The organism is Arcobacter venerupis, assembly GCF_013201665.1.
Lineage (GTDB): Bacteria > Campylobacterota > Campylobacteria > Campylobacterales > Arcobacteraceae > Aliarcobacter > Aliarcobacter venerupis.
In genome coordinates this window covers 2,150,627-2,177,061 of sequence record NZ_CP053840.1, presented here as the reverse complement: position 1 = coordinate 2,177,061, position 26,435 = coordinate 2,150,627, and the positions used below count along the sequence as shown (strand labels likewise).

The 26,435-nt window shown below is 28.9% G+C and carries 21 protein-coding genes; 16 read left to right on the top strand and 5 right to left on the bottom strand.

All coding sequences use genetic code 11. From position 1 onward, the window contains the following. Positions 1-50 precede the first annotated feature (50 nt). The 7 genes from AVENP_RS10840 to AVENP_RS10810 all read left to right on the top strand — a co-directional run bounded on the left by AVENP_RS10840 (position 51) and on the right by AVENP_RS10810 (position 8,974). Entirely contained in the window at positions 51-1,943 is a 1,893-nt protein-coding gene (locus AVENP_RS10840; protein ID WP_128359410.1) for an FAD-dependent monooxygenase, read from the top strand. Between the two features lie 14 nt (positions 1,944-1,957). Next, on the top strand, positions 1,958-2,998 hold the full coding sequence (locus AVENP_RS10835) for a TRAP transporter substrate-binding protein (RefSeq protein WP_128359411.1): 1,041 nt from the start codon (positions 1,958-1,960) through the stop codon (positions 2,996-2,998). Between the two features lie 12 nt (positions 2,999-3,010). Beyond that, positions 3,011-3,715 carry an alpha/beta fold hydrolase gene (locus AVENP_RS10830; protein WP_128359412.1) on the top strand — a complete coding sequence of 235 codons (705 nt, stop codon included), beginning with the start codon at positions 3,011-3,013 and terminating at the stop codon, positions 3,713-3,715. 41 nt (positions 3,716-3,756) lie between these two features. Then, positions 3,757-4,821: an aromatic ring-hydroxylating dioxygenase subunit alpha gene (locus AVENP_RS10825; RefSeq protein WP_204514128.1), complete on the top strand. Its 1,065-nt coding sequence runs from the start codon at positions 3,757-3,759 to the stop codon at positions 4,819-4,821. Positions 4,822-5,625: 804 nt separating this feature from the next. Continuing rightward, entirely contained in the window at positions 5,626-7,389 is a 1,764-nt protein-coding gene (locus AVENP_RS10820) for a DUF262 domain-containing protein (RefSeq protein ID WP_128359413.1), read from the top strand. A 321-nt stretch (positions 7,390-7,710) separates the two neighbouring features. Further along, a complete protein-coding gene (locus AVENP_RS10815; RefSeq protein WP_128359414.1) occupies positions 7,711-8,232 on the top strand; it encodes a hypothetical protein in 522 nt (173 codons plus the stop codon). Continuing rightward, positions 8,225-8,974 (top strand): nucleotidyl transferase AbiEii/AbiGii toxin family protein, encoded by a 750-nt coding sequence (locus AVENP_RS10810; protein ID WP_128359415.1) that lies wholly within the window; start codon positions 8,225-8,227, stop codon positions 8,972-8,974. Before AVENP_RS10815 ends, AVENP_RS10810 begins: the two co-directional genes overlap by 8 nt. 18 nt (positions 8,975-8,992) lie before the next feature. Here the strand turns inward: AVENP_RS10810 and AVENP_RS10805 are convergent, their stop codons facing one another. Further along, the gene (locus AVENP_RS10805) at positions 8,993-9,757 is read right to left on the bottom strand and encodes an IclR family transcriptional regulator (protein ID WP_128359416.1); all 765 of its coding nucleotides are present in this window, start codon (positions 9,755-9,757) and stop codon (positions 8,993-8,995) included. Positions 9,758-9,900: 143 nt separating this feature from the next. Between AVENP_RS10805 and pobA the strand changes: the two genes are divergently transcribed. Beyond that, on the top strand, positions 9,901-11,094 hold the full coding sequence (pobA, locus tag AVENP_RS10800) for a 4-hydroxybenzoate 3-monooxygenase (RefSeq protein ID WP_128359417.1): 1,194 nt from the start codon (positions 9,901-9,903) through the stop codon (positions 11,092-11,094). 71 nt (positions 11,095-11,165) lie between these two features. Here pobA and AVENP_RS10795 read toward each other — a convergent pair whose 3' ends face one another. After that, the gene (locus AVENP_RS10795; RefSeq protein ID WP_128359418.1) at positions 11,166-11,651 is read right to left on the bottom strand and encodes a transcriptional regulator, SarA/Rot family; all 486 of its coding nucleotides are present in this window, start codon (positions 11,649-11,651) and stop codon (positions 11,166-11,168) included. A gap of 171 nt (positions 11,652-11,822) precedes the next feature. Here AVENP_RS10795 and AVENP_RS10790 point away from each other — a divergent pair, with 171 nt between their 5' ends. The 5 genes from AVENP_RS10790 to AVENP_RS10770 are packed head-to-tail and all read left to right on the top strand — an operon-like array spanning position 11,823 to position 19,421. Continuing rightward, positions 11,823-13,844 carry an acyl-CoA dehydrogenase family protein gene (locus tag AVENP_RS10790; protein WP_128359419.1) on the top strand — a complete coding sequence of 674 codons (2,022 nt, stop codon included), beginning with the start codon at positions 11,823-11,825 and terminating at the stop codon, positions 13,842-13,844. A gap of 54 nt (positions 13,845-13,898) precedes the next feature. Continuing rightward, the gene (locus AVENP_RS10785; RefSeq protein ID WP_128359420.1) at positions 13,899-14,726 is read left to right on the top strand and encodes a p-hydroxycinnamoyl CoA hydratase/lyase; all 828 of its coding nucleotides are present in this window, start codon (positions 13,899-13,901) and stop codon (positions 14,724-14,726) included. A gap of 47 nt (positions 14,727-14,773) precedes the next feature. Further along, on the top strand, positions 14,774-15,811 hold the full coding sequence (locus tag AVENP_RS10780; RefSeq protein WP_128359421.1) for a TRAP transporter substrate-binding protein: 1,038 nt from the start codon (positions 14,774-14,776) through the stop codon (positions 15,809-15,811). A gap of 10 nt (positions 15,812-15,821) precedes the next feature. Beyond that, the gene (locus AVENP_RS10775; protein ID WP_128359422.1) at positions 15,822-17,267 is read left to right on the top strand and encodes an aldehyde dehydrogenase family protein; all 1,446 of its coding nucleotides are present in this window, start codon (positions 15,822-15,824) and stop codon (positions 17,265-17,267) included. A gap of 21 nt (positions 17,268-17,288) precedes the next feature. Next, on the top strand, positions 17,289-19,421 hold the full coding sequence (locus tag AVENP_RS10770) for an acetate--CoA ligase family protein (protein WP_128359423.1): 2,133 nt from the start codon (positions 17,289-17,291) through the stop codon (positions 19,419-19,421). A gap of 40 nt (positions 19,422-19,461) precedes the next feature. On the opposite strand, the gene AVENP_RS10765 is transcribed toward AVENP_RS10770, so the two are convergent. Beyond that, positions 19,462-19,890 carry a hotdog fold thioesterase gene (locus AVENP_RS10765; protein ID WP_128359424.1) on the bottom strand — a complete coding sequence of 143 codons (429 nt, stop codon included), beginning with the start codon at positions 19,888-19,890 and terminating at the stop codon, positions 19,462-19,464. A 120-nt stretch (positions 19,891-20,010) separates the two neighbouring features. Between AVENP_RS10765 and AVENP_RS10760 the strand changes: the two genes are divergently transcribed. After that, positions 20,011-20,895, top strand: coding sequence for a DMT family transporter (locus AVENP_RS10760; protein ID WP_228201887.1), 885 nt, complete (start codon positions 20,011-20,013; stop codon positions 20,893-20,895). Positions 20,896-20,899: 4 nt separating this feature from the next. Further along, positions 20,900-21,694 carry an IclR family transcriptional regulator domain-containing protein gene (locus AVENP_RS10755; RefSeq protein ID WP_128359425.1) on the top strand — a complete coding sequence of 265 codons (795 nt, stop codon included), beginning with the start codon at positions 20,900-20,902 and terminating at the stop codon, positions 21,692-21,694. 17 nt (positions 21,695-21,711) lie between these two features. On the opposite strand, the gene AVENP_RS10750 is transcribed toward AVENP_RS10755, so the two are convergent. Beyond that, the gene (locus tag AVENP_RS10750; RefSeq protein WP_128359426.1) at positions 21,712-22,731 is read right to left on the bottom strand and encodes an aldo/keto reductase; all 1,020 of its coding nucleotides are present in this window, start codon (positions 22,729-22,731) and stop codon (positions 21,712-21,714) included. Between the two features lie 19 nt (positions 22,732-22,750). Beyond that, positions 22,751-23,899, bottom strand: a complete 1,149-nt coding sequence (locus tag AVENP_RS10745; protein WP_128359427.1) for a multidrug effflux MFS transporter — start codon at positions 23,897-23,899, stop codon at positions 22,751-22,753. A gap of 317 nt (positions 23,900-24,216) precedes the next feature. Between AVENP_RS10745 and AVENP_RS10740 the strand changes: the two genes are divergently transcribed. Continuing rightward, positions 24,217-26,418 carry a HAMP domain-containing methyl-accepting chemotaxis protein gene (locus AVENP_RS10740; RefSeq protein ID WP_128359428.1) on the top strand — a complete coding sequence of 734 codons (2,202 nt, stop codon included), beginning with the start codon at positions 24,217-24,219 and terminating at the stop codon, positions 26,416-26,418. Positions 26,419-26,435 lie beyond the last annotated feature (17 nt).

Below are 26,435 nucleotides of genomic sequence, written 5' to 3'. Positions count from 1 at the left end.
CAACTATTCTAATAATATGTTTTTAATAAATTTACAAAAAAGGACATACAATGCAATTTCATACAGATGGTTTTCATGGAGGAGATCCAGAAACATTTAAACCAGCAAAGGGACGAGAATCAGGACAAGGTACTTTACCTGAAAAGCTTGATGTTTTAGTTGTAGGAAGCGGGCCAGCAGGACTAAACATGGCTGCACAACTTGCAACTTTCCCACAAATTAATACACGTATAATAGAACAAAAAGAATCTCGAATGATACTTGGACAAGCTGATGGGTTATCATGCCGTTCATTGGAGATGTTTAATGCTTTTGGGTTTGCTTATAAAATTATGAATGAGGGGTATCATGTAAATGAAACTACATTTTGGGTACCAGATCCAGAAAATGTAGCGAATATTACAAGAACAGCTAGAGTTAATGATGTTAAAAAAGGTATTTCTGAAATGCCACACATTGTTCTTAATCAAGCTCGTGTACATGATATGTATTTGGAAGTTATGTCTAAATCAGCTTCTAGATTGGAAGTTGATTATGGCCATAAACTTATAAATTTAGAAATAAACCAAGAAGGTGAATATCCTAATATTGCAACAATAGAATGTAATGGAGAAATAAAAAAAGTTCATACAAAATATGTTGTTGGTTGTGATAGTGCCAGAAGTGTTGTAAGAAAAGCAATTGGTAGAGAACTAATAGGTGATTATGCTAATCAACCTTGGGGAGTAGTAGATATATTACCTTTAACTACTTTCCCTGATATTCATTATAAAAGTATTATAAAGTCAGAAGAAGGAAATATTATTATTATTCCTAGAGAGGGTGGACATTTAGTACGTTTATATATTTCACTTGATAAAATTGAAAAAAGAGGAGATAGTAAATCTATTACTTTAGATTTCCTAATTGAAAAAGCAAAAAAAATATTTCATCCATATGAATTTGAATCTAAAGAAGTATCTTGGTGGACTGTATATGAAGTGGGACATAGTGTGACTGATAAATTTGATGATGTTCCAGAAGATGAAATGGATTCTCGAATGCCACATGTTTTTATTGCAGGAGATGCTTGTCATACACATAGCGCAAAAGCTGGACAAGGAATGAATGTATCTATGGGAGATTCTTTCAATTTAGGATGGAAATTAATTTCCGTTCTTTTAGGTAATAGTGATGAAAAATTATTACATACTTATTCAGGGGAGAGATTAGCTGTAGCTAGAGGATTAGTTGAATATGATCATAAATGGTCAAGATTTATGGGTGCACCTTTAGATGATAATGAAACTTTTGCTGATGCTGCTGAGAGAATTAAAGGGCAATTTCTTAAAGGTGGTACTTTTACAGCTGGTTTATCTGTTCAATATACTCCATCTTTATTAACGGGTGAAGCTACATATCAAAATTTAGCAACTAAGATTGAAATAGGAAAAAGATTTCATTCAGCAACTGTTATAAGATTAGGTGATGCAAAAACAGTTCACTTAGGACATGTTACTAAAACTGATGCAAAATGGAGACTATTTGCATTTGCAGATGGTTCTGATCCTATGAGTACTGACTCTACTATATATAAACTATGTGACTATTTAGCAAAATCACCAAATTCTCCTATTGTAAAATATACAGCAAAAAATGAAGATATTGATTCGCTTATTAGTCTTTATGGTATTTTTCAACAAAAACATTATGATTTAAGATTTGAAGATATGCATCCATTATTAAAACCTAATGTTGGAAAATATGGTCTTATAGATTATGAAAAAATTTATTCAATAGATTCTAAAAATCAAGAAGATATTTTTGATTTAAGAGGTATAAGTAAAGAAAAAGGTTGTATTTTAATTATCAGACCAGATCAATATGTAGCGCATATTTTACCACTTGATGCATATGAAGAACTGGAAAAGTTCTTTGATGGCTTTTTACTAAGAAAAAATTAAAATAGGAGATTTAAATGAAAAATTTAATAAAAAAAGTAAGTTGTTTATTTATAGGTTTGTTAGTTTTTAGTACATTTTTACAAGCAAAAGATGAAAAACCAATAAAATTAATTCTTCATCATTTACATAGTCCAAATGCACCTACTCATACAAAATTTCTTTTGCCATGGGCTGAAAATTTGAAAAAAATGTCAAATGGAAGAATTGAAGTTGAAGTATTCCCCTCAATGAGTTTAGGTGGAAAACCAAATGAACTTTATAAACAATCAAGGGATGGAACAGTTGATATTATCTGGACATTAGCAGGTTATACTCCAGGAGTTTTCCCAAGAACTGAAGTTTTTGAATTACCAACTGTTCATAAAGGTTCTTCTGTTGCAACATCTGTTGCAATAAAAGAAAATTTTGATTTAATTAAAGATGATTATAAAGATGTAAAACCACTAATGATTTATGTACATGCTGGAAATGCTTTACATACAGTTAATAAGCCAATTACTTCTGTTGGGGATTTAAAAGGTTTAAAAATTAGAACACCATCAAGAACTGGTGGTTGGTTGATTGAAGAATTAGGTGCTGAAGCTGTTGGAATGCCTTTGCCAGATTTACCACAATCTTTATCAAAAAATGCAATTGATGGAGCTTTTGTACCTTTTGAAATTTTCCCAGCTTTTAAAATTCAACAATTAACTAAACATTCAATTGAGGGATATGATGGGGAAAGATTTGGAACTTCTGTATTTATGCTTTTAATGAATAAAGATAAATTTAATTCTTTACCAAAAGATTTACAAGAAATTATTGAAAAAAGTCTTGATATTGAAATGGTAAAAAAAGTTGGTCAACTTTGGATGGATTTTGAAAAACCAGGAATTCAAATGCAAAAAGAATCAAGTGATTCAGATGTAACAACTTTAAGTGCAGATGCAATGAAAGAGTTTGATGAAGCAGGGCAGAGAGTTGTTCAAAGATGGATTAAAGAAGTAGATGCAAAAGGTATTGATGGGCAAAAACTTGTTGATGAAGCAAGAAAAGCAATCAATAATAGTAAGTAATAGGATTTAGATATGGAAACTAAAGAATCAATAGTTTTTCTTTCTGGATTATTATGTAATGAAACAGTTTGGGAAGATGTTTCAAAAGAGTTAGAAAATACTTATGATGTTTCAATTATCTCATTTCAAGGTTGTGATTCAATTGAAAAAATGGCAAAAAGAGTATTAGATACAGCTCCTCAAAAGTTTGTTTTAATAGGTCACTCAATGGGTGGCAGAGTTGCTTTAGAGGTTTTTAATCAAGCTTCAAACAGAATCACAAAAATAGGGCTTTTTAATACAGGAGTTCACAGTAAAAGTGAAGCAGAAGTGCAAGGACGACAAAAACTTCTGGATTTAGCTAAAAATGAGGGGATAAAATCTGTTGTAAAACAGTGGCTTCCTCCTATGATGAGCAAATCTAGTTTAGAAAATACTCTTTTAATGGAAAAACTTGAAAAAATGGCAAATTCATATAGTCAAGAAGATTTTTTTAAACAAATTCATGCACTTATAAATAGACCAGATGCACAAATACTTTTACCATTAATTAATATTCCAACACTTTTATTAAGTGCTACAGAAGATAAATGGAGTCCAATTTCTCAGCATGAACAAATGCAAGAGTATATAGAAAATAGTACGCTAGCAATAATTGAAAATGCAAGTCACATGGCACCAGTTGAACAACCAATAGCTGTATCAAAAGCAATTAGAAATTGGTTAGAAAATAAATAATAAATTTCCTTTTATAAAAAGGACTAAAATAAGGATTTAATATGGCACAAAAAAATGGATTGTTTCCAAAAAATGCATGGTATGTAGCTCTAACTTCGGATGAATTAAAAGATAAACCTTTTGCTCGTCAGATATGTAATATTAATATGGTATTCCATCGAAAAAATGATGGAACAGTTGTAGCTCTTGAAGACTTCTGTCCTCACAGAGGTGCTGCTTTATCTTTAGGTTATTTAGAAGATGATGGAATTGTTTGTGGTTATCATGGATTAAAAGTTGGTTGTAAAGGTCAAGTAATTGATATGCCAGAACAAAATCCTAAAAAAATACCATGTATTGGATATTTTCCAGTAGTTGAGAAATATGGTTTTATTTGGATATGGCCAGGAAAAAAAGATAAAGCTGATGAGTCTTTAATTCCACTACTTGAATGGGCAAATAATCCAGAATGGGCATTTGCAGGTGGAGTATTTGATATTAAATGTGATTATAGATTTATGATTGATAACTTGATGGATTTAACCCACGAAAAATATGTTCATGGAACAAGTATTGGTCAAGAAGAAATAGATGAAAGCCCAGTTATAACTGAAGAAGAAGATGGATATATTGTTACAAGTAGATATATGCACAATATAATCGCACCACCTTTTTGGGCATTTTGTATGAAAAATAATAATCTAGATCCAACACAAAGAGTTGATAGATGGCAAAAATCAAAATTTGTTCCACCAGCTGCTGTATTTATAGATGTGGGAGTTGCGCTAGAGGGAAAAGGTGGAAAAGATGCACCAAAAGAAGACAAAGTTAGATGTACTGTTATTGATTTTATGACACCACAAAGTGAAACAACAATGTGGTATTTTTGGGGAATGGCAAGAAATTTTAATCCAACAAATGAACAACTAACACAGGATATCTTAAAAGGACAAGGTGGAATTTTTGAAGAAGATTTAGAAATTTTAGAATACCAACAACAAAACCTAGCAAGATTTCCAGATAAAAGTTTAATTAGCTTAGATATAGATGCAGGTGGAAGAAAAGCTAGACGAATTTTAAATCAAATGATTAAAACTGAGGAAGAGGGCTATATAGATAATAAATAAAAGTAAAGAGTAGTTTTTACTCTTTCTTTTATCTCATAAATATCTTTTCTCTCGTTCCTCTTGTCCTCGATTGGACTTCATACTAAAATTATATATTAAGGTTGTTGCTTCTTCTTACTTTGTATGGACAAAGTAAGCAAAACCACCAACGGCTTCGAAGCCCTTTGGGTTCCCTCTCTTATTATTTTTAATTTCTAGCTTGCGGAACTCATAAAAAAGAGTGAATTTGTCACTCTTTTTTATTCAAACAGTCCTCAGCTTTTTCCGAAATTAAAAATAAACGTTCAGCTTCTGCAGATGTTGGAATATGAGGATAAAGACATTTACATTTTTTATTTATGCACTTGCAACTTTTCTAAATTCAATTTAAAAAAGATAGTTTGAACTACAGGGATTTCCAGACTTTGTTGAAGCCGGAAGTTAGATATTTATTTTCGGTTACGCCCGAAACTGTTTGAGCGTTAAGAAATGACCTAAATGGTCATTTTAGCGAGTTTTTTCAAAGAGAGTGCAAGCACAAGCAGGGCTGAAAATAAATATATAACTGTAGGGTAGCTTTGCCTTCAACAATTTGTCTGGTTACTTTTTCTCAAAGAGCGTGCAATCACAAGTCTTACTTTTTCCAACTAAAAAGTAAGAAAAGCGAAGAACTTGTTCTTCAAGAGAATTAAAAACAATATTTTGTTATTAATATTACTAATTTAAGGCTACTTTATATAAAATGCATTACGAATAAATAATTATATATAATTATTTTTAGTTAACTATATTAACGGAATAAAATTTACATAAGGTAAGAAAACCATGAATATTAAACCAAAAGATAAAACTATAAAATCACTACTTATATCAGGAAGTCAATTTATAATTCCTAGATTTCAAAGAGAGTATTCATGGGATAAAAAAAACTATCAAGAATTCATTGATGATATGCTAAATTGCCTTTCAATAAAAGATAATAAATTAATATCTGATAATTACTTTTTAGGAACAATGCTTTTTATTGGAGATTATTCTGAATCAAATAATCTAGATAGCAATATATATGTAGTAGATGGGCAACAACGTATTACATCAATTACTATATTATTTTCAGCACTTTCGGATAGGTTTCGTGAAATTGGTGAAGATGTATTAAGTGAACAGGTTTTTAGGTATATAATGACTCAGAATGATGATGGAGAAGATATTAGAATTTTAGAAAGTAAAACACATTATCCTTATTTTTCTTTTTATATTCAAGATAGAGAAAAAAAAGATAAACAACCACCGTCAACAGAAGAAGAAGAAGTTATAAAAGAATCATTCATATATTTTCACAATAAATTAGATGAAAAAAAGTTAAGAGCACATTTAAGTAAGACTTTAGGTAGTGATAATGTTAATCAACTTGAGTATAAAGAAATACTAAAAACTATAAGAGATCAAGTGTTGGGTACTACTTTTATTTCAATTTCTACACCAGATAAAAAAAATGCTAATAAAATATTTGAGATACTCAATGCAAAAGGTAAACAATTATCTCATGTTGATTTAATAAAAAATAAAATATTTGAAATTATAGATGAAAAGGGATCTGCTGATTATGCAGAAGTAAAATGGGATGCAATCAAAAAAATTCTTGTCTCACGTAACGAATCAGTTGGGCTAGCAACATATTATAGACATTTTTGGATTTCAACATATAAAAAATCTTCAGCAAATAAATTATATGATGATTTTATTAAAATAATAAAACCACAGAATAGGGATAAATATAAAGAATTTCTAGTTGAAATGGAAGATAATGCCAAAAATTATATCAAAATTTTAAACCCAAGTCGACAGGATTATGAGAATAGAAAAGAATATTTTTGGTTAGTTCAGAGTTTGAATATTTTAATGAATTATTTTAATATAGTTCAAGTTAGGATTGCTTTACTCGCTTTATTCAAAGTGAAAGATGAAGGATTAATTAATACTAAAAAGTTTAAAGAAACTATTCAGTTCTTAGAAAACTTTCACTTTGCATATAATTCAATTGTTAGTGGTGCCGCAAATAGATTTGAAACAATTTATGCAAAATTTGCAATAGAAATAAGAAAGTGTAAAAATAAGTCTGAAGTAAACACATTAATTGATACTATGCTTATTACTCTTTTAAACAAATTATTCCCTAACTTTGAACAATTTTCTAATGGCTTTATAAAATTAACTTTTACAAAGAAAGATAATCCGAGTAATGTTAAAACTAAATATGCAATACAAAAATTGAATTCTTTTTATGAACAAGAAGAGATATTTTCAGATTTAGGAAGTATTGAACATATTGTTTCAGAATCAAGTGGAAATAACTCATGTAATATTGGGAACTTAATTATTTTAGAACAAAGACTTAATAATGAGGCTGATAATCTTAACTATTCAGATAAAAAGAAAATATACTTGAAGTCATCATATAACTGGATAAAAGAATTTACAAACAATAATGATGACTGGGAAATAGATAAAATTGAAAGTCGAGCAAAGGAATTATCTAAAGTATACTATACAAATATACTGGGTAAACAAATTCACACAAATGATTGATAAACCATGCAAAAGAAATAAATAATAATAAAATATTTTAAATACGTATAATAAGAATGATGAATAAATATATACAAAGTCTATTAATAGATACCTGATTTCATTGTATTCAAATATTTGTTTCAACCCATAACCAACACTTTACTCCCGATACCCCATCTTCAAAGAAATCTTCTTACTAGCTTCAACAACTTTATTTATAAATTGTTGAGCTTTTACTACATTTATTCTTTGTATTGTAAGAGAATGTGATATATGATTTTTTTCTTTTATGTTGACATAATTACGATTATCATATATAATGTAATAAAAGGAGTTGTAATGACACAAAAAGAAATTAGTAATTATTTAGATATACCCTTTGCAACTTTAAATGATTGGAAACAAGAAAATAGTAATAGATTCAAACTTTTTGACTTACTTAAAAATCTTGATTTAAAGCTTGTAGAAAGTATATTATCAAAAAAAAACAATCATAGGATTTTTCATATTTTAAATAGAAATATAGATAATTCATCTAAATTTTCATATGATGAAATAAAAAAAGCTTTTTCAAACAAAAATTACCATAATGCAACAATACGAGAACAAACTATTTATTCTAAGTTTTTTAAGGAGATTGAACCATCTGAATTAGATGATTTTGTAAAAACTTTTAATGTTTCAAAAAGAGATATTAAAAATTTGTATATATCAAGTTCTTTTAGAAATATAAATGGTATTGCAATAAAATGGGATAGAAGATTCAGATTAAAACATATTTCTACAAATATTGAAAATAAAAAAGTTATACCCTCTTCATTACAAAAAATATTAAATAAAAAGAATTTAAGTCATGTATAATTTTTTTAAACAAAAAGAAATGTTTGATGTAGCTTTTCAATTATTAGAAGAAAATAATTTAAAAGAAGTCTCTTCTTTAGGTGGAGGTACAGCCTTGGCTGTATATTATTGGAATCATAGATATTCAACTGATATTGATATTTTCATTTATGATAAAGAAAATAGAACACATTTACTTAAACCTTCAAATTGGAGTCAAGAAATAAAATCTAAAATGAACTCAATAGGTTATGACGAAAATTTCAGACATAATGATATTTATACAGAAATTATTATAGATGAAAATTCAAAAATACAATTTTTTGATGTAATAAAAAAATCATACAATCCATATTTAAAGGTACATTTATGGAATAGGGAAGTTATAATAGATTCTATTGAAGAGATTATTGCTAAAAAGATTTATTATAGAGGTGATGTTGGAAATGCCAGAGATCTTTTTGATATAGCAATAGCTATTCATAAAGAGCCTGATATTTTTACAAGAATGATTTTATCAAAAGATAAAATAAAAATACTATATGAAACAGTTCTAAATATAAATAATTCTGAAGAATTAAAGAATTTATATTTAGCAGAAATAATACTTATGAATCCAAATTCTGAGTATCAAATATTAGCTAATAATGCCATTTCATATCTGACTTTATTTCTTGAAAATATAGTTGCCTCATATGATATTGGATATGAATTATCAAGTGAAGAATATATTTTTATTGAAAATGAAGTTTGGGTTTATTAAGAAAAAATCAAATAACTCCTAGGTTCTATACCCCATCTTCAAAGAAATCTTCTTACTAGCTTCAACAACTTTATTTATAAATTGTTGAGCTTTTACTCCATTTATCCTTTGAATTGGGCCAACTAAAGAAACCGCTGCTATTATATTTTTATTATAATCCCTTATTGGTGCAGCGATGGAAACAATACCATCTATAAACTCATTTTGAATATAACAATAACCAAGTTTTTTAATTTCTTTTAATTCCTCTTTTAATATAACAGGATTAGTCACAGTTGATGAGGTATATCTATGAAAATTCATTTCTAAAAGCTTATCAATTACGCTCTCTTTTTGATATGCAAAGAGTAATTTTCCTGAGCTTGTACAGTGAATGGGATTTATTCTTCCTATATGTGCAAAGATTTGTATTGGATAACTTGATTTAATTTGTTCCATATATATTACGCTTGAGCCTTCTAATTCTGCTAATTGAACTGACTCGGAAGTCTCATGTGCAAGTTCTTCTAAAATTGTATGTGCTTCTTTTACAACTTCCATCTCTGACATCAAAGAACTATATAAAGTTAAAATTTTTGTTCCAAGGGAGTATTTTTGTGTTTCTGGATTTTTTTTAACATAACCTTTATTTAACAAAGTTTTTAAAAGTCTACTAACTGTACTTTTTGCTAAGTCTAACTCAATTGCAATTTGAGTGACTCTTTTTTCTGTCTCATCAATAGTAAAACATTCAAGTATTTTTAAAGCATTTTCTACAGAAGATAAATTCGAACTATTGTTCATAAAAAGCTCCAAATTTGTTGATTTTTATCATTATATTGCATATTTCATTAAAATTTAGACATTTTGTTCCATATAGAAGAACATAAGTATTTTATATAGAACAATAAACACTTATAATAGTTTCAAATCATAAAGGAGAGATTATGAAAATCAAAAAAACACAAGTTGCAATTATAGGTGCTGGACCATCTGGATTATTATTAGGATTACTTTTAAATAAACAAGGTATTGATAATGTTGTTTTAGAAAGAGTAACAGGAGATTATGTTCTTGGAAGAATTAGAGCAGGGGTTTTAGAACAAGGTTTTGCAAAATTAGTTCGTGAAGCTGGAGCTGCACATAATATGGATACAAAAGGTGAAGTTCACGATGCTGTTGAATTTGCTTTTAATGATACAAGAATTGAAATAGAACTTACAAAACTTACAGGTGAAAGTGTAATTGTATATGGACAAGTTGATATTACAAGAGATATGATGGAAGAGAGAGCAAAACAAGGTTTAGAGACTATTTATGAAGCTTCAAATGTTCAACCTCACGATGTAAAATCTGATAATCCATATATTACTTATGAAAAAGATGGAGAGCAGTTTAAATTAGAGTGCGATTATATTGCTGGTTGTGATGGTTTTCATGGAGTTTCAAGACAAACAATTCCAGATGATGTAAAAACAGAGTATGAAAAAGTATATCCATTTGGATGGTTAGGACTTATGAGTGATACAAAACCTATCAATCCACATTTGATTTATGCAAAAACTGATAGAGGATTTGCATTAGCATCTATGAGATCACAAACACGATCAAGATATTATATTCAAGTTCCAGTAACTGATAAAATAGAAGATTGGAGTGATGAAAAATTTTGGGAAGAGTTCAAAAAAAGAATGCCAGAGAGTGCAAGAGATAAGTTAATTACAGGTCCAAGTATTGAAAAAAGTATAGTTCCAACTAGATCATTTATTTGTGAGCCACTTCAATATGGAAATATGTTTTTAGTTGGAGATGCAGGACATATTGTTCCACCAACTGGTGCAAAAGGTCTTAACTTAGCAGCTTCTGATGTTGCAACATTATATAAAATTTTCACAAGAGTATATAAAGAAGGTGATAAAAAATGTATTGAACAATATTCACCAATTGCATTAAGAAGAATTTGGAATGGTGTGAGATTTTCTTGGTGGTTAACTGATTTATTACATAACTTTGATGATACAAAAGATGAGTTTGATAAAAAAATGGAAACATCAGAAATCGAGTATTTCTTAAAATCAGAAGCTGGAAGAAAAATTATTGCAGAGCAATATGTTGGACTTCCTTATGAAGATTTAAAATAAAAGAGTCTCTATCATTAGTCAAAATTTGCAAATTTTTTGCAAGTTTTGAGCACAAACTAATAACTCATAATTTAAGATAAAAGCTTTAATGTAAGATCTTCATAAATCTTCATCTCTTCTTTTGTAAGTTTAGAAAAACACTCTTCTTCAAATGCAAAAACATCTATTAAAGCATTTTTACAAACTTCATAACCAAGAGGTGTTAATTGAACTAAACTACTTCTTTTATCATATTGATTATTTATACGTATAACATAAGCTTTTTCTTCTAACTTTTTAAGTACTTTTGTTATTGCTCCTGAAGTAAATATTAGTTTTTCATATATTTTTGTAGGACTTAAAACATTATCAGCATTATTTGACATAAGTAAACAACGCATAACATCAAGTTCACTATTTGATATATTATATTTTTCCTCTTGTATTTTTGTAGTACCTCTATATAATTTTTGGTGGTACATATAAAATGGCACAACTACATGTAAAACATCGTTATAAGTCTCAGGAGAACGCTCTCGTACTCTTTGTATTTTTGTTTCTAGTTCTTGTTTATTCATAGCAACAGAATAGCATTTCTAATATTAAAATTTCTTTAATATAATACTTGTATTTAAAAAGTAAGATATTTATATCTTAAAAGTATTATACCAGTAAGATACTTTTAAGTTTTCTTCTGTTAGACTTCTAAAATAACAAATAAGAAGAGTTAAGAAAAGAAAGGAAAATTTATGGGAACAAATGGAAAATCAGCTGCAACAGAAGCATTAGCTGCTGCTGGTGATCATTTACAAGCACAAGATGTTGGTGCTTTAGATGAAGCAATGTCAGGTGCTTCTAAAAAATTAAATCTTACAAATTCTAGTTTAGTTGAGCGTTTAATTTACGGACCACAACCAGAACTTTCTGAGCTAACATCTGGCGTAAATGCTATGAATGCAGCAAAAACTAATGAAGCAGACAAGATTTTAGATACTGCTTTATCTTTACTTGAAAGTGGTCAAGCATTTACAAGTGATAAAAAATTATCTTCAAAATTAAGAAAAGAAGTTTCTACAAATACAGCGTATGGATTTACAGTTCCAGCTGAATTTGGAGGATTGGGATTAAACTATAATCAGTTAGCAATTTTAGAAGAGTCTTTAGCATCAAATGGCTTAGGTGCATTAGCTGTTGAGTTATCAGGACAATTAACAATTGGTTCAAGCTCACTTCTTGGTTATGGTGATGATAAACAAAAATCTACTTTTTTACCAATGATTGCACAAGGAAGAATTACATCTTTTGCATTAACAGAAGTAGGTGTTGGAGTAAATGCTAAAAAAATTGAAGCTTATGTTGAGAAAGATGAATCTAATAATTGTTTTAGATTATTTGCTCAAGGTGCTGCAAATAAACTTTATATTACAAGTGCAATTCATAATGGATTAATGGCAATTGCAGCAAGAATTGGAAAAGGTGGTAAAAAAATAGGTTTATTTATTATTGAACTTCCAAAAGAAGATGTAAATAATGATGAATACCAATTTAAAATCACAGAGGGAAATTCTGATGCATTTAAATCAATATATAACAGCAGAATAGAGTTTATAAATTTCCCAATTCCTGCTGAAAATGAGATAAAAGCAGATGGTGTAGAAGTTTTATTTTATTGCTTAAGAATGGGAAGATGTATGTTAACTGCTATGTGTGCTGGTTATCAAAAAATGATGGCAGTTGATTCTATTAATTATGCAAAACAAAGACTAGGTGTTGGTGGCCATATTATTAAACATGAGTTACCAAGACTTGGAATTGGAAAAATATTAGGAGGAGCATTAGCTTCTCAAGCTCTTTCGCATCTTTCATTAAGCCAAGATTCGCAAGGTGTAGATTTAGCAGGACTTAGGGATATTTCAAAATCTTATGCTGCTAGTGCTGCATTAAATTCATTAATAGCTTGTGAAAGAGTAATTGGTGGACGAAGTTTTGATAAAGAATCAAGAATCACAGAAGCTAGGGTAAATATGCATGTATTTGGAATAGTTGAGGGTGAAAATGATTTGATATTAATGGGAATGATAAAAGATATTACTTCTAAATTTACTTCATCATACATGGTTAGTATGTTAAGTGTTCTTCAAGAAGCAAATATGGTAAATGGTGAAGCTGTTTCAAAAGAAAATCGAATTTTAAAAATTGATTTAAAAACATTTATTAAACATCCAATGCGTTGTTTAACTGCAACAGGAAAATTAATTTTAAAACCAGGTTTATATAAATTAATTGGATGGATTCTTAAAAATGCAATATGTGAAATACCTCATATTGTGGGACGATTTGTTCCTTTATGGATGAAAACTCGTTATGTAGAAGTTCCTGCTGATTTAAAAAAATATGTTTATTATGCTGAGAGAAATTTAAGAAAATGTAAATGGCTTTACCTTGGTATTAGTTTGTACTATCAATTAGAACAAACACATGCACAGGTTCCAATTCAAAGATTGGGTAAAAAAATAGAGCTATTAGTTGCAATGTTAGCTCTTTGTACTCATGCTTCAAAACAAGATGAGTCTCAACAAGCTATTGCAGCGCTTCAATCTGAGATTATGAAGCTTGAAATTGAAGGAATCCAAATATTAAAAGGATTATCTTCAACTGAAACTTTACGAAGACATTTAATAAAAGTTGGTGATGATGCTTTAAATGGAAATAGTTCTCTAATTAAAGATATTAAACCTCAGGTATTTGCCCATGATTGGCAAAGTAAATAAAAATAAAGATTCAAAAGAATCATAAAAATTAATTTAAAAATAAAAGGAAATAAAATGGCAAATGAAACAAATGTAGTTGAATATACAATCGAAAATAAAATAGCGTGGGTTAAATTTAACAGACCAGAAAAAAGAAATTGCATGAGTCCAACTCTAAACAGAAGAATGATGGAAATTCTTGATGAATTAGAGTACAACGATGAAGTAGGTGTTTTTGTTTTAACAGGTGAGGGAACAGCTTTTAGTGCAGGAATGGATTTAAAAGAGTATTTTGTTGAAACTGAAAAAGATGGTTTAGCAGGAACAAGAAAAGCCCAAAGAGAATCTTATGGTTGGTGGAAAAGATTGAGAGATTTTAATAAACCTACAATCGCTATGGTAAATGGTTGGTGCTTTGGTGGAGCTTATGGTCCATTATTCGCTTGTGATTTAGCTTTTGCTTCTGATGATGCACAATTTGGTTTAAGTGAAATTAACTGGGGAATTTTACCAGGTGGAGGAGCTACAAAAATTGCTGTTGAATTATTAAGTTTTAGAAATGCAATGTACCATGCAATGATGGGTGAAAATGTAAGTGGTAAAAAAGCTGCTGAGTGGGGATTAGTAAATGAATCTGTAGAAGCATCAAAATTAAAAGAAAGAGTTACTGAAGTTTGTAATGTATTAATCCAAAAAAATCCAGTTGCCCTAAAAGCTACAAAAGATGCAGTTAGAAAAGTATCAGAAATGACTTATGCAAATGCTGAAGAGTATTTAGTAAAAGCTCAAGAAGCTGCAAATTTCTTTGATAATACAGGAAGAAAAGAAGGAATCAAACAATTCATTTTTGAAAAAACTTATAAACCAGGTTTAGGTGCTTATAATAAAGATATTCAAAGATAGTTTTATTTTATAAATATAAATAATAAATTAAATTTAAAGGGAAAGTTATGAAAATTTTAATACAAAAAGGTGCTATTTTATTAGCAAGTTCTATGTTATTAGTTGGCTCATTATGGGCAAAAGAAGATTCTGCTAAACCTATAACTTTGACATTACATCATTTTTTAAGTTCAAAAGCACCTCCACATGTGGAATTGATAGAACCTTGGGCTAAAAAAGTTGAAGAGATGTCTAAAGGAAGACTTAAAATTGAGATTTTCCCATCTATGAGTATGGGTGGAAAACCAAATGAACTTTATGGTCAAGCAAAAGATGGAGCAGCAGATATAGTATATACAATCGCTGGATATACTCCTGGACTTTTCACAAGAACAGAAGTTTTTGAATTACCAACAATTCATACGAATTCAAGTTTAAGAACAGCAATGGCTGCAAAAGAGAATTTTGATTTAATTAAAGATGATTTTAAAGATGTAAAACCTCTTTTAATTGCATCAGCTGGTCCATATCAATTAGATATGGTTAGTAAAAAAGTTGAAAAAATTGATGATGTAAAAGGTTTAAAACTAAGATCACCATCAAGAACAGGTGCTTGGTATATTGAAGAATTAGGTGCTGAACCTGTGGGAATGCCATTACCTGATGTTCCTCAATCACTTTCAAAAAATGCAATTGATGGTGCAGTATTACCAATGGATGTATTCCCAGCATTTAAGTTCCAACAATTAACAAAATATACTACTGAAATCAAAGGCGGTGGAGGTTTTGGAGGATCTGTATTATTACTTTTAATGAATAAAGATAAATTTAATAGTTTACCAAAAGATTTACAAGCTATATTAGAAGAGAGTACAGGTACAGAGTTAATTGAAAAATTCGCAAAACTTGCAGATAATATGGAAGTAGTAGGTAAAGATTTACAAGTAAAATCAGGTGGTGAAATTATCACTTTAGATGAAACTGAAACTAAAAAGTTTGATGAAGCTGGTGACAAAGTAGTTCAAAGATGGGTAAAAGAAGTAAATTCTAAAGGTATTGATGGTCAAAAAATTGTTGATGCTGTAAGAAAATCTATTTCTAAATAAGAGGGATAAAATGAAAGAATATAAATTATTTATAAATGGTGAATATGTATCTTCATCAACAAATACACTTATTGATGATATTTCTCCATCAACAGGTAAAGCATTTGCCAAAATTCATATGGCAAGTGCTGAAGATATTGAAGCGGCTATTGATGCTGCAAATAAAGCATACAAATTATGGTCAAAAACAGCGCCAAAAGAAAGAGAAGCTATTTTAAATAAAGCAGCTGATATTTTTGAAAGAAGAAGTGATGAAATTAGAGAAATTTTAGCCACAGAATCTGGTTCTGCTTTTGGTAAAGCAATGTTTGAAATGGGATTAGTTGCTGATATTATAAGAACAGCAGCAGGAGAAGCGATTAGAGTTTCTGGTCAAACTCATGCAACAAATCATCCAGGAATGTTATCTTATAGTATAAGAAGACCTTTAGGTGTTGTTGCTGGGATTTCACCTTTTAATGTACCAATGGGATTAGCTTCTAAAAAGTTTGCTTTTGCTATGGCTGCTGGAAATACTTTTGTATTAAAACCTTCTAGTAGCACAGCTATTTGTGGACTTATTTTTGGAGAAATTTTCAAAGAAGCTGGGCTTCCTGATGGAGTATTTAATGTTATTCCTTGTTCAAGTTCAGTTTTAGGTGAAACATTCCAAAAAGATAGAAGAGTAAAAATGATTACTTTTACAGGTTCAACTGAAGTTGGTAGAAAAATTGCAGGATCAGCTGCACAAAATCTTACTAAATGTACAGTAGAATTAGGTGGGAAAAGTCCTTTAATTATTTTAAATGATGCAGATGTTGATTTTGCAGTTGATACAGCAGCTTTTGGTGTATTTATTCACCAAGGTCAAATTTGTATGGCTGGTTCAAAAATTATTGTTGAAGCAGGACTTTATGATGAGTTTTGTGAAAAATTCACTCAAAAAGTAAAAAATTTAAAAGTTGGAGATCCACTAGAACCAACAACTATAATTGGACCACTAATAGAAGAAGCTCAATGTGCTTTTATTGATGGATTAGTTGAAGATGCAATTAGTAAAGGTGCGAAAGTATTAACTGGATATTCACATGAAGGTTGTTTCTATCAACCAACTCTTTTATCAGGGGTTACTGATAATATGAGAATATTCCAAGAAGAAGTTTTTGGACCAGTTGCGACAGTTTTAAAAGCTGAAAATATTGACCATGCAATTCTTATGGCAAATGATACAGTTTATGGATTAAGTTCAGCAGTTGTTACAAAAGATTTAGCAAATGCAATGAAATTATCTGAAGAAATTGAAGCTGGAATGGTACATATTAATGGGCCTACAATTATGGATGAAGCTCATATCCCATTTGGTGGAACAAAAGATAGTGGTATGGGTAGAGAAGGTGGACATTTTTCAATTGAAGAGATGACAGAATTAAAATGGGTTACTGTAGAAGCATCTGGAAATAGACATTATCCGTTTTAATTTTTCATGAAGGAGAGATAATTGAAAAATAATATATTAACAAATGAAGATACAGTGAATTCTATATCTTCATTATTGAATCCTAAATCAGTAGTGATATTAGGAGCATCTGAAAAAATGGGTTCTTCAGCTAGAAATATAATTAATAATTTATTACGAAATGGCTATAAAGGTGAAATTCACCTTTTAGGTCGTAATGAAGGTGATATTGATGGAATAAAAATTCTAACTGATATTAATTTACTTCCTAAAGGTATTGATTTAGGAATATTAGCAATACCTGCAAATAGTGTTTATGACGCATTAGTTGATTTGAAAAAAATTGATGTGAAAACTGCTACTTGTTTATCTTCTGGATTTGGAGAATTGGGTGAAGAAGGTCTTGCCTTAGAAAAAAAAATAGGTGCATTTGCCTATGAAAATAATATAAGAATGATTGGTCCAAATTGTATTGGATATTTTAATTATATTGATGATTTTCATTTAGCTATTATTGATATGCCAAAACAAGTGCCTTTCGATAAATCAGGTTCAAAAGGAGTTGCAATTGTAACTCAAAGTGGTGGAATTGGTATGTTTATTGGTCAATCATTGGGAACAAGAGGTGTACCAACAACATATTCAGTAACAATTGGAAATCAAGCAGATATAAAATTGTCAGATGTATTAGATTTTTTTATTGAAGATGAATATACAAGTGCAATTGCTATTTATGCAGAAGAGATTAAAAATCCAAAAAAATTGCTTGAAGTAGTTAAAAAAGCAAATGAAAAAAATAAAAATATCATTCTAATGCATTCAGGACGAAGTGAAGCTTCACGAAGTATTACTCAATCTCATACTGGATCACTTACAGCTGATTATGATTTAATGAAAATTAAACTTGTAAACGCAGGTGTTGCGATAGTGGATAGTTTAGAAGAATTAATCACTTTAAGTGAACTCTTATTAAGATTTCCAGAACCAGTTTTAGGTGAGATTGGATTACTTACTCACTCAGGTGCTGTATGTGCAATTGCTTCTGATCATTTTGAAGACCATGGATTAGTTATGGCTAATCTTTCATCAGATGTTCAAGAGAAATTAAAAGAGATTTTACCTACATATTTACCAGCAAGAAATCCTCTTGATTTAGGTATTGAAACAAGTAAAGATCCATCATTAGTGGGAAATGGATTAAAATTATTATCAAGTGAACCAAAAATTGGAAGTACAATAGCTATATTACCAATTGACCAAAGTTTAGATATTAAATTAAAATATTTGGAAGGATTTATTGAAAATACTAAGAAAAATCCACAAAAACCTTCTATTTATGTTGCGTTAAATGAATCTGGTAAATTTGAAGAAGAGTTTGAAAAACTTGCTAGAGAAAATGGTGTTGTTTTTGGTAAATCTTTAAGCAGTGCTATTAGAACATTATCAAATTTGAATAAATTATGTATAAACAGAAATAAACAAAGAAGAGAAATTGTTAAAAAGCCTCTTGAAGTATTAAAAACATTACCAAGTGGAAATGTTGTTGAGTATAAAGGTAAAGAGATTCTTAAAGAACTTGGTATTTGCATTCCTAATGGAAGATTGGCTAAAAATGCAGAAGAAGCAATTACAATTGCAAATGAAATATCTTATCCAGTAGTTGTAAAAGCACAAGCTGCAAAATTAGCTCATAAAACAGATTCAGGTGGAGTTTTATTAAATATTAAAAATGATAGACAGTTAAAAACTACTTTTACTAAAATGTCTAAAGACATGGCAACACTTGGTGTTGAAGTAGATGGACTTTTAATTGAATCAATGGAAACACCAGCTCTTGAAATAGTAATTGGTGCAAGAAGAGATAAACAATGGGGCACTGTTGTCTTAGTAGGTGTGGGTGGTATTTGGATTGAAACATTAAAGGATTATTGTTTAATCACTCCTGATTTAGGTATTGATGCAATTATTGAATCAATATATTCATTAAAATCTACAGCTTTATTAAAAGGTGTTAGAGGTAGCAAAGCAGTTGATGTAAATGCAATTGCACAAGTTGTTATGAAAATAAGTGATTTAATTGTTTCAAATGACAGAATATCTGAAATTGAAATTAATCCTCTTATTGCAAGATATGATGGTGTATTAGCTTTAGATGCACTAATAGTATTAGATTAATATAAATATAAGCATTTTTAAATGCTTATATTTTATAAAACTATTTTTTTAAATCAATCACAGCCAAAGTTATTCTTGAAATACAAACTGCTTTATTTGTTTGTTTATGATTTATTCGTATTTCCCAAACTTGAGTTGTTTTACCTATATGAATAGGTCTTGCAATTCCAACTACATTACCATCCGAAACACCAGCAATATGATTTGCATTTATTTCTAATCCTACAATTGTGTGATTATCATCAACTGCAAGTGCTCCTCCAATACTTCCCAATGTTTCTGCAAATAATACAGATGAACCTCCATGTAAAAGACCTCGAACTTGATGAGTTCTTTTATCTACTGGCATCTCCCCCTCAATATAATCATTTCCAACATTTGTAATGGTTATTCCTAAACTTTCAGCTGCTGTATCTTTTGACATTGCATTAATTGATTCTAATGAAAATTCTTTTTTCCAAATACTCAAAATCTACTCCTTTTTGTAACAAATTGTTATATTATTATACCATATACGAACTTATGTTCGTATAAGATACTATATTAAGGAAAATTAAAATATAATCCCACAAATTATGGAGTTGAATTTGTGAATAAAAAAATAAATCAAGGTGTTTTATACATGTTAATATCTTCAATTTGCTTATCATTTATGAGTGCAATTGCAAAAATATTATCAAATCATTTACCTATTATTGAAATCGTTTTTTTCAGAAATTTCATAGGTATTATTCTTATTTTGATGACTTTTTTTAAATCACCATTAAATCAAAGTGGCGGGAAACCTTTACTTTTGTTTTTTAGAGCAACGGTTGGATTAATTGCAATGTTGAGTTTTTTTTATAATATTGCAAATATTACCCTTGCTGATGCTGTGATATATTCAAGAATGTCTCCAATTTTTACGGCAATTTTTGCTTTGTGGTTTTTAAGGGAAAAAATTGGTATAAAAGGTTGGTTTGCAATTTTTATTGGTTTTGTAGGAATGTTAATGGTAATGCAACCAAATGGATTAATTTTTGAAAAAGCCCATATTTTTGGACTTTTGAATGCAGTTTGTGCGGCTCTTGCTTTTACCAGTATAAGAGAGCTTAGAAGTTATTACGATACTCGTACAATTGTATTAAGTTTTATGGGAATAGGAACAATAGTTCCTATTATTTCAATGTTTTTATCTGCTTATTACCAAAGTGATTTTTTTAGTTTTATGATGGGTGAATTTATTATGCCAAATTTATCAGATTGGATTTATATTTTTGCTATGGGACTTACTGCATCTTTAGGACAAGTATATATGACAAAAGCTTATGGAGTAACAAGAGCAGGTATTGTGGGAGCTACTGGTTATTCAGTAATTGTTTTTTCACTAATTATTGGTTTAATTTTAGGAGATGCATTACCAAATATTTTGGGATTTATTGGGATTTTAGCTATTATTTCAGGAGGTATCTTAATTGCGAGGGAAAAAAATTAAAAAGATGAATGATAATATTGATAATGAATCAGACAACAAAGAGATAGTTACGGCCTTTATAAAAGGTTTAAGTGTTATAACAGCTTTTGATAATGAGAATACAAGTATGACTTTATCAGATGTTGCAAAAAAAGTTGATATTACGCGAGCAAGTGCTAGAAGATTATTATTAACTTTAGAATCTTTAGGTTATGTAACACAAAATGATAATTATTTTTCTTTAACACCAAAAGTTATAGATTTAGGTTATAGTTATTTTGCTTCACTTCCATGGACAGATTTGGCATATAAAAATATTAAAAAAGTAGTTGACGCTTGCAAACTATCTTGTTCAATTTCTATTTTAGATGGCTTAAATGTTATTTGTATAATGAGAATAGCAGCTACAAGAATATTAAATGAGGGTATTCATGTTGGTACTAGATTACCAGCTGCTTATACAGCAACAGGTAGACTTTTTATGGCTCATATGGAAGAAAAAGAGTTATATGAATATATTTTACATCTACCTTTAAAAGCCCATACCGAAAAAAGTATTATTGATCCATATAAGTTATATGATCAAATAATTTCTGAAAAGAACCAAGGTTATCAAATGGTTGAAGAAGAGATAGAAGATGGTTTGGTCTCTCTTGCAGTTCCTATTTATAATCGTGATAATAAAATGATAGGAGCTATGAATATAGGTTCTCATTTAAGTTATAAAAACACAAAAACATTAAAAGAAAAAGTTTTACCTTTATTATTAGAGGCTGCAAAAGAGACATCTGATGCAATTAAACTACTTCAACAATATTAAAAAATCAAGAAGATAATTTATCCCATAGGATACATTATCTCTTGTTGAACTTTTTTACAAGCTTGTATAATCTCATCACTTAAAGTTATGTCTAAAGCTTTTAAACTCTCATCTAATTGCTCAGCAGTTCTAGCACCAATAATTGTACTAGCAACAAAATCCCAATGTTTACTCCAAGCAGCTGCAAGTGTTGTTACACTCATACCATGTTCTTGAGCTATTTGCATATATCGTGAAGTTGCACTTAGAGTCTTTTCATTAATAAATCTATTTTTCATTGCATTTAATCTAGGTAAATTTAAAGCTAAATACTCTTCAAATCTTGAACCTTTTGGAATAACCCCATTTTGGTATTTCCCAGTTAAAACACCACCTGCAAGTGGTGAATAAGGAAGTAAAGATATTTTTTCTTTTCTGCAAACTTCTGCTAGCTCATCAAAAAATCTTGGCTCATTTAATGAAAAATTATTTTGAATAGATTGAAATCTGGCAAAGTTTTTATATCTACTTATTTCTGTGGCTTTTGTTAAACCGTAAGTTGTGTCATTACTAGCTCCAATGTATCTTACTTTTCCAGCTTTTACCAATCTATCCATAGCTTCCATAGACTCTTCTAAAGGAATAACAGTATCAGGCCAATGAACCTGATAAAGGTCGATATAATCAGTTTTTAATCTTCTTAAACTTCCCTCAATTCCTCTTTCAATATGAAATCTATCAATTGCAGTTAAGCCATGTCTAACAGGAGCTGCGAATCTTCCATTTGCTGCACCTGCAACTTTTGTTGCTACAATAATTGATTCACGAGCTTTGTCTTTCATCCATTCACCCATAATCTCTTCTGATAAACCAACCAAGTCAGCTCTTGGAGGGACTGGATACATTTCTGCATTATCAAAAAAATTTATTCCTGCATCATAGGCTTTATCCATAATTCTAAAGCTCTCTTTTTTGCTAGACATTTGTCCAAAAGTCATAGTTCCTAAACAAATTGGAGTTACTCTTAATCCACTTGTTCCAATATATCGATATTCCATAATAATCCTTTTTGTAAATTTAGTATTTTCTTAATATTAGTATTGAAGTTAATGAAATCATCAGCATTCCTATTCCAATAGGAAGCAGGGTTTGTCCATGAAAAGAGACTATTATTGATGAAATAATAGAAGCCATTCCAAATTGAATTACTCCAATTAATGCAGATGCAACACCTGCATTTTTAGAGAAATTCTCTAAAACCATAGAAGTTGCATTTCCATAAATTAAACCATTCATAGCAATGTAAATTCCCAAAATAATAATTGTTGAATATAAAGTAAGATCTTCATAAAAAAATGTAAATATTGCTGCAAATAATATTTGAACACTTACAGCAGTTTTTAATATATTTAGCTGTGAAAAATATTTTATGAATTTAGTATTTAGTGTTGCTAAGGTCATTAATAATACAAAATTTAATCCATAATAAACAGAAAAAAGATTTACTCCCACATGAAAATGTTCCATATAAATAAAAGATAATTTTGTGATAATAGAAAACATACTCGAAAACCCTAAAGCTAAAACAAACATCATCATCATTGCTTTTTTATGAGTCAAAACACTAATATATGATTCAATAATTTTTCTTTTTGTATAAGTATAAGTCTCTTCTAAATCCTTGATTATCAAAAAAGCAAGAAATAAAGAGTAAATAGTCAAAAAAGCAAAAATACCTTTCCATGGAGCAAAAAATAGTATTAAAGCCCCAATCATTGGAGCAACCATAGGAACAATACTTCTTATACTTCCTAAAAGTGAAAAATAATTTGCAGCTTCTTTCCCTGAATATAAATCTCTAATAATTGCAGTTGCATTAATTACTATAAAACCAGCAAAAAAAGCTTCTAAAAATCTGTATATCCAAAGCTCATAAACAGTTGTGCTAAATATTATTAAAAAACTAAAAAACGAAAACCCAAATAAACCTAATAATGAGCAAAATTTTCTACCTTTTCTATCTGAAATTGGGCCTCCAAATAATTGTCCAAGAGAAAATCCAAACATAAAAATTGATAAGCTTAATTCTATATACGAAATTGGTAAATTATAATATTCTGCCATTGATGGCATTGCAGGTAAATATGTTGCTATTGATATAGGTGCAATTGCTGATAAAACTGATAATAATATTAGTAAGTATGATTTATTAATATATTTTTGCATTTAGTGTCACTTACTGTAAATAAAAATATTTTAGATATTAAAATTAGTATTAAATAATTTCAAGACAATAAATATTACAGTGTTAATAAACTTTTCATTCTATTATTTGAAAATAATCGAACAAATGTTCAAAATTATACAATTGTAAATTTAATATATTCTTAATGAAGAAAGGTTTGATATTATTGGTAAATCTTCTCATCTTTATATTTAGATTCGTTTAAGCGTAATTTAAAAATTCTAAGGATAGTATTTCGTACAAATGTTCGAATTATAAAAATAACTTTTTATTACTCATTCATAATCGGAGAAAATAAATGAAAAATTTAACAATAAAAACTAAACTAATTTGTACTTTTTTAATAGTGGGAATATTAGTTTTGATATTAGGTAGTTATAGTATTCTTAGTATTACAAAAGTTGCAAATGGTTTTACTCAATATAGAGAAATGACTAACAATACAGTTTTAGCTGGACAAGTACAATCAAATATGCTAACAGTTAGTATAAATGTAAAAGATTATTTAGCAAATCCAAGTGAAGAACAAAGTGAAAAGTTTACTCAGAATTTGAATAAAGTGATTAAAAGCCTCGAACAAGCAAAAGTAGAAATTCAAGAGCCAACTAGAGCTCTTTTAGTAAAAGAATTAGAAAAAAATGCAAATATATACAAAAATAATTTCTTTTTAATTGGCTCAATGAATCAAGAAAGAAATGATATTATAAATCAAAACTTAGAGCAAAATTCACAAAGAATTGAAAAATATTTGATGGATATTTTAAATGATTTAAAAGAAAATACAGATTTTCAAACATCACTTAAAACAGCAGAAGCTATAAATCAATTACTTTTAGCAAGGTTATATACAACAAAATATCTTTATTCTTATTCTATTGAAGATTTAAAAGAAGTTCAAAGTAAATTTGAGTTATTAAGTAAACAATTAGTAGTAATCCAAGATAGTATTGAAGATTCTTCAATTAAATCTCAATTAAAATTAGCAACAAGATTTATTATGATTTATCAAAATGGTGTAAATCAAATTGAAAATATTATTACAGAAAGAAATAATGTAATAGATGAGGGAATAAGCAAAATAGAGCTCGTTATGTCGAAATTAGCTGAAGATATAAAACTTTCTATTAAAAAAGATCAAGAAAAAATTGGTCAAGAAGTTGCAACTTTAAATGAAAATATTCGTAACCTAACTATATTAATCTCATTATCTATTTTGGTGTTTATAATAGTTATAGGATTTATTATTCCACGAAATATATCAAAATTGATTGACACTTTTCAATCAGGTCTTATGAATTTCTTTAGATATTTAAATAAAGAATCAACTATTTCAGAATTAATTCCAATTGATTCAAAAGATGAAATAGGAAGTATGTCTAAAATTGTAAATGAAAATATATTAAAAACAAAATCATTAATTGAACAAGATAGTTTTTTAATTGAAGATGTAAAAAGAGTTGCAATTCTTGTTAAAGAGGGAAAAATAAAACAAAAAGTTGATATATCTACTGATAATGTTGGATTAGAAGAACTTAAAATGATTTTTAATGAAATGTTAGATGCCATGGCAAAAGATGTTGCAGAAGATTTAAATAGTATAACAACAGCACTTTCATATTATCAAAAACTTGATTTTACATATAGAATAAAAAATCAAACAGGAAAAACAGTAGATGGATTAAACTCATTAGCAGAAATAATAAATAGTATGTTACTTGATAATAAATCTAATGGGTTAGCACTAGATATAAGTAGTGATATTTTACTTAAAAATGTAGATATATTAAATAAAAATGCAAGTCATTCAGCAACGGCTCTTGAAGAAACAACTCAGGCTCTTGAAGAGATGACAAATAATATTAAAAACAATACAAATAATGTAATAAAAATGGCATCTTATGCAAAAGAATTAAATTATTCAGCAAATGATGGTCAAAAATTATCAAATGAAACAACAGTTGCAATGAACGATATTAATGAGCAAGTTAGTGCAATTAACGATGCGATTTCAGTTATAGACCAAATTGCATTTCAAACAAATATTCTCTCATTAAATGCAGCAGTAGAAGCAGCAACTGCTGGTGAAGCAGGACGAGGATTTGCAGTTGTTGCTGCTGAAGTGCGAAATTTAGCTTCAAGAAGTGCCGAAGCTGCCCGTGAGATAAAAACTTTAGTAGAAAATGCAACACAAAAAGCTGATATTGGTAAAACTATTGCTCAAAAAATGATAAATGGATACGCAGGATTAAATGATAATATATCAAAAACCATCCAATTAATCTCAGATATTGAAAGTACAAGTAAAGAACAACTTTCAAGTATTGAACAAATAAATGATTCAGTTACAATTCTTGAACAACAAACTCAAGAGAATACTTCTATTTCTAATAAAACGCACGAAATAGCAATAGCAACTGATTCAATAGCAAAATTAATAGTTGCAAATGCAAATGAAAAAGAGTTTCTTGGAAAAAATAGTGTTCAGGCAAAAGAGATATAAAACTATTTTTAGCACTC

Coding starts and splice junctions, on each gene's coding strand:
- AVENP_RS10840 (WP_128359410.1), top strand. CDS start 51: ATGCAATTTCATACAGATGGTTTTCATGGAGGAGATCCAGAAACATTT.
- AVENP_RS10835 (WP_128359411.1), top strand. CDS start 1,958: ATGAAAAATTTAATAAAAAAAGTAAGTTGTTTATTTATAGGTTTGTTA.
- AVENP_RS10830 (WP_128359412.1), top strand. CDS start 3,011: ATGGAAACTAAAGAATCAATAGTTTTTCTTTCTGGATTATTATGTAAT.
- AVENP_RS10825 (WP_204514128.1), top strand. CDS start 3,757: ATGGCACAAAAAAATGGATTGTTTCCAAAAAATGCATGGTATGTAGCT.
- AVENP_RS10820 (WP_128359413.1), top strand. CDS start 5,626: ATGAATATTAAACCAAAAGATAAAACTATAAAATCACTACTTATATCA.
- AVENP_RS10815 (WP_128359414.1), top strand. CDS start 7,711: ATGACACAAAAAGAAATTAGTAATTATTTAGATATACCCTTTGCAACT.
- AVENP_RS10810 (WP_128359415.1), top strand. CDS start 8,225: ATGTATAATTTTTTTAAACAAAAAGAAATGTTTGATGTAGCTTTTCAA.
- AVENP_RS10805 (WP_128359416.1), bottom strand. CDS start 9,757: ATGAACAATAGTTCGAATTTATCTTCTGTAGAAAATGCTTTAAAAATA.
- pobA (WP_128359417.1), top strand. CDS start 9,901: ATGAAAATCAAAAAAACACAAGTTGCAATTATAGGTGCTGGACCATCT.
- AVENP_RS10795 (WP_128359418.1), bottom strand. CDS start 11,651: ATGAATAAACAAGAACTAGAAACAAAAATACAAAGAGTACGAGAGCGT.
- AVENP_RS10790 (WP_128359419.1), top strand. CDS start 11,823: ATGGGAACAAATGGAAAATCAGCTGCAACAGAAGCATTAGCTGCTGCT.
- AVENP_RS10785 (WP_128359420.1), top strand. CDS start 13,899: ATGGCAAATGAAACAAATGTAGTTGAATATACAATCGAAAATAAAATA.
- AVENP_RS10780 (WP_128359421.1), top strand. CDS start 14,774: ATGAAAATTTTAATACAAAAAGGTGCTATTTTATTAGCAAGTTCTATG.
- AVENP_RS10775 (WP_128359422.1), top strand. CDS start 15,822: ATGAAAGAATATAAATTATTTATAAATGGTGAATATGTATCTTCATCA.
- AVENP_RS10755 (WP_128359425.1), top strand. CDS start 20,900: ATGAATGATAATATTGATAATGAATCAGACAACAAAGAGATAGTTACG.
- AVENP_RS10750 (WP_128359426.1), bottom strand. CDS start 22,731: ATGGAATATCGATATATTGGAACAAGTGGATTAAGAGTAACTCCAATT.
- AVENP_RS10745 (WP_128359427.1), bottom strand. CDS start 23,899: ATGCAAAAATATATTAATAAATCATACTTACTAATATTATTATCAGTT.
- AVENP_RS10740 (WP_128359428.1), top strand. CDS start 24,217: ATGAAAAATTTAACAATAAAAACTAAACTAATTTGTACTTTTTTAATA.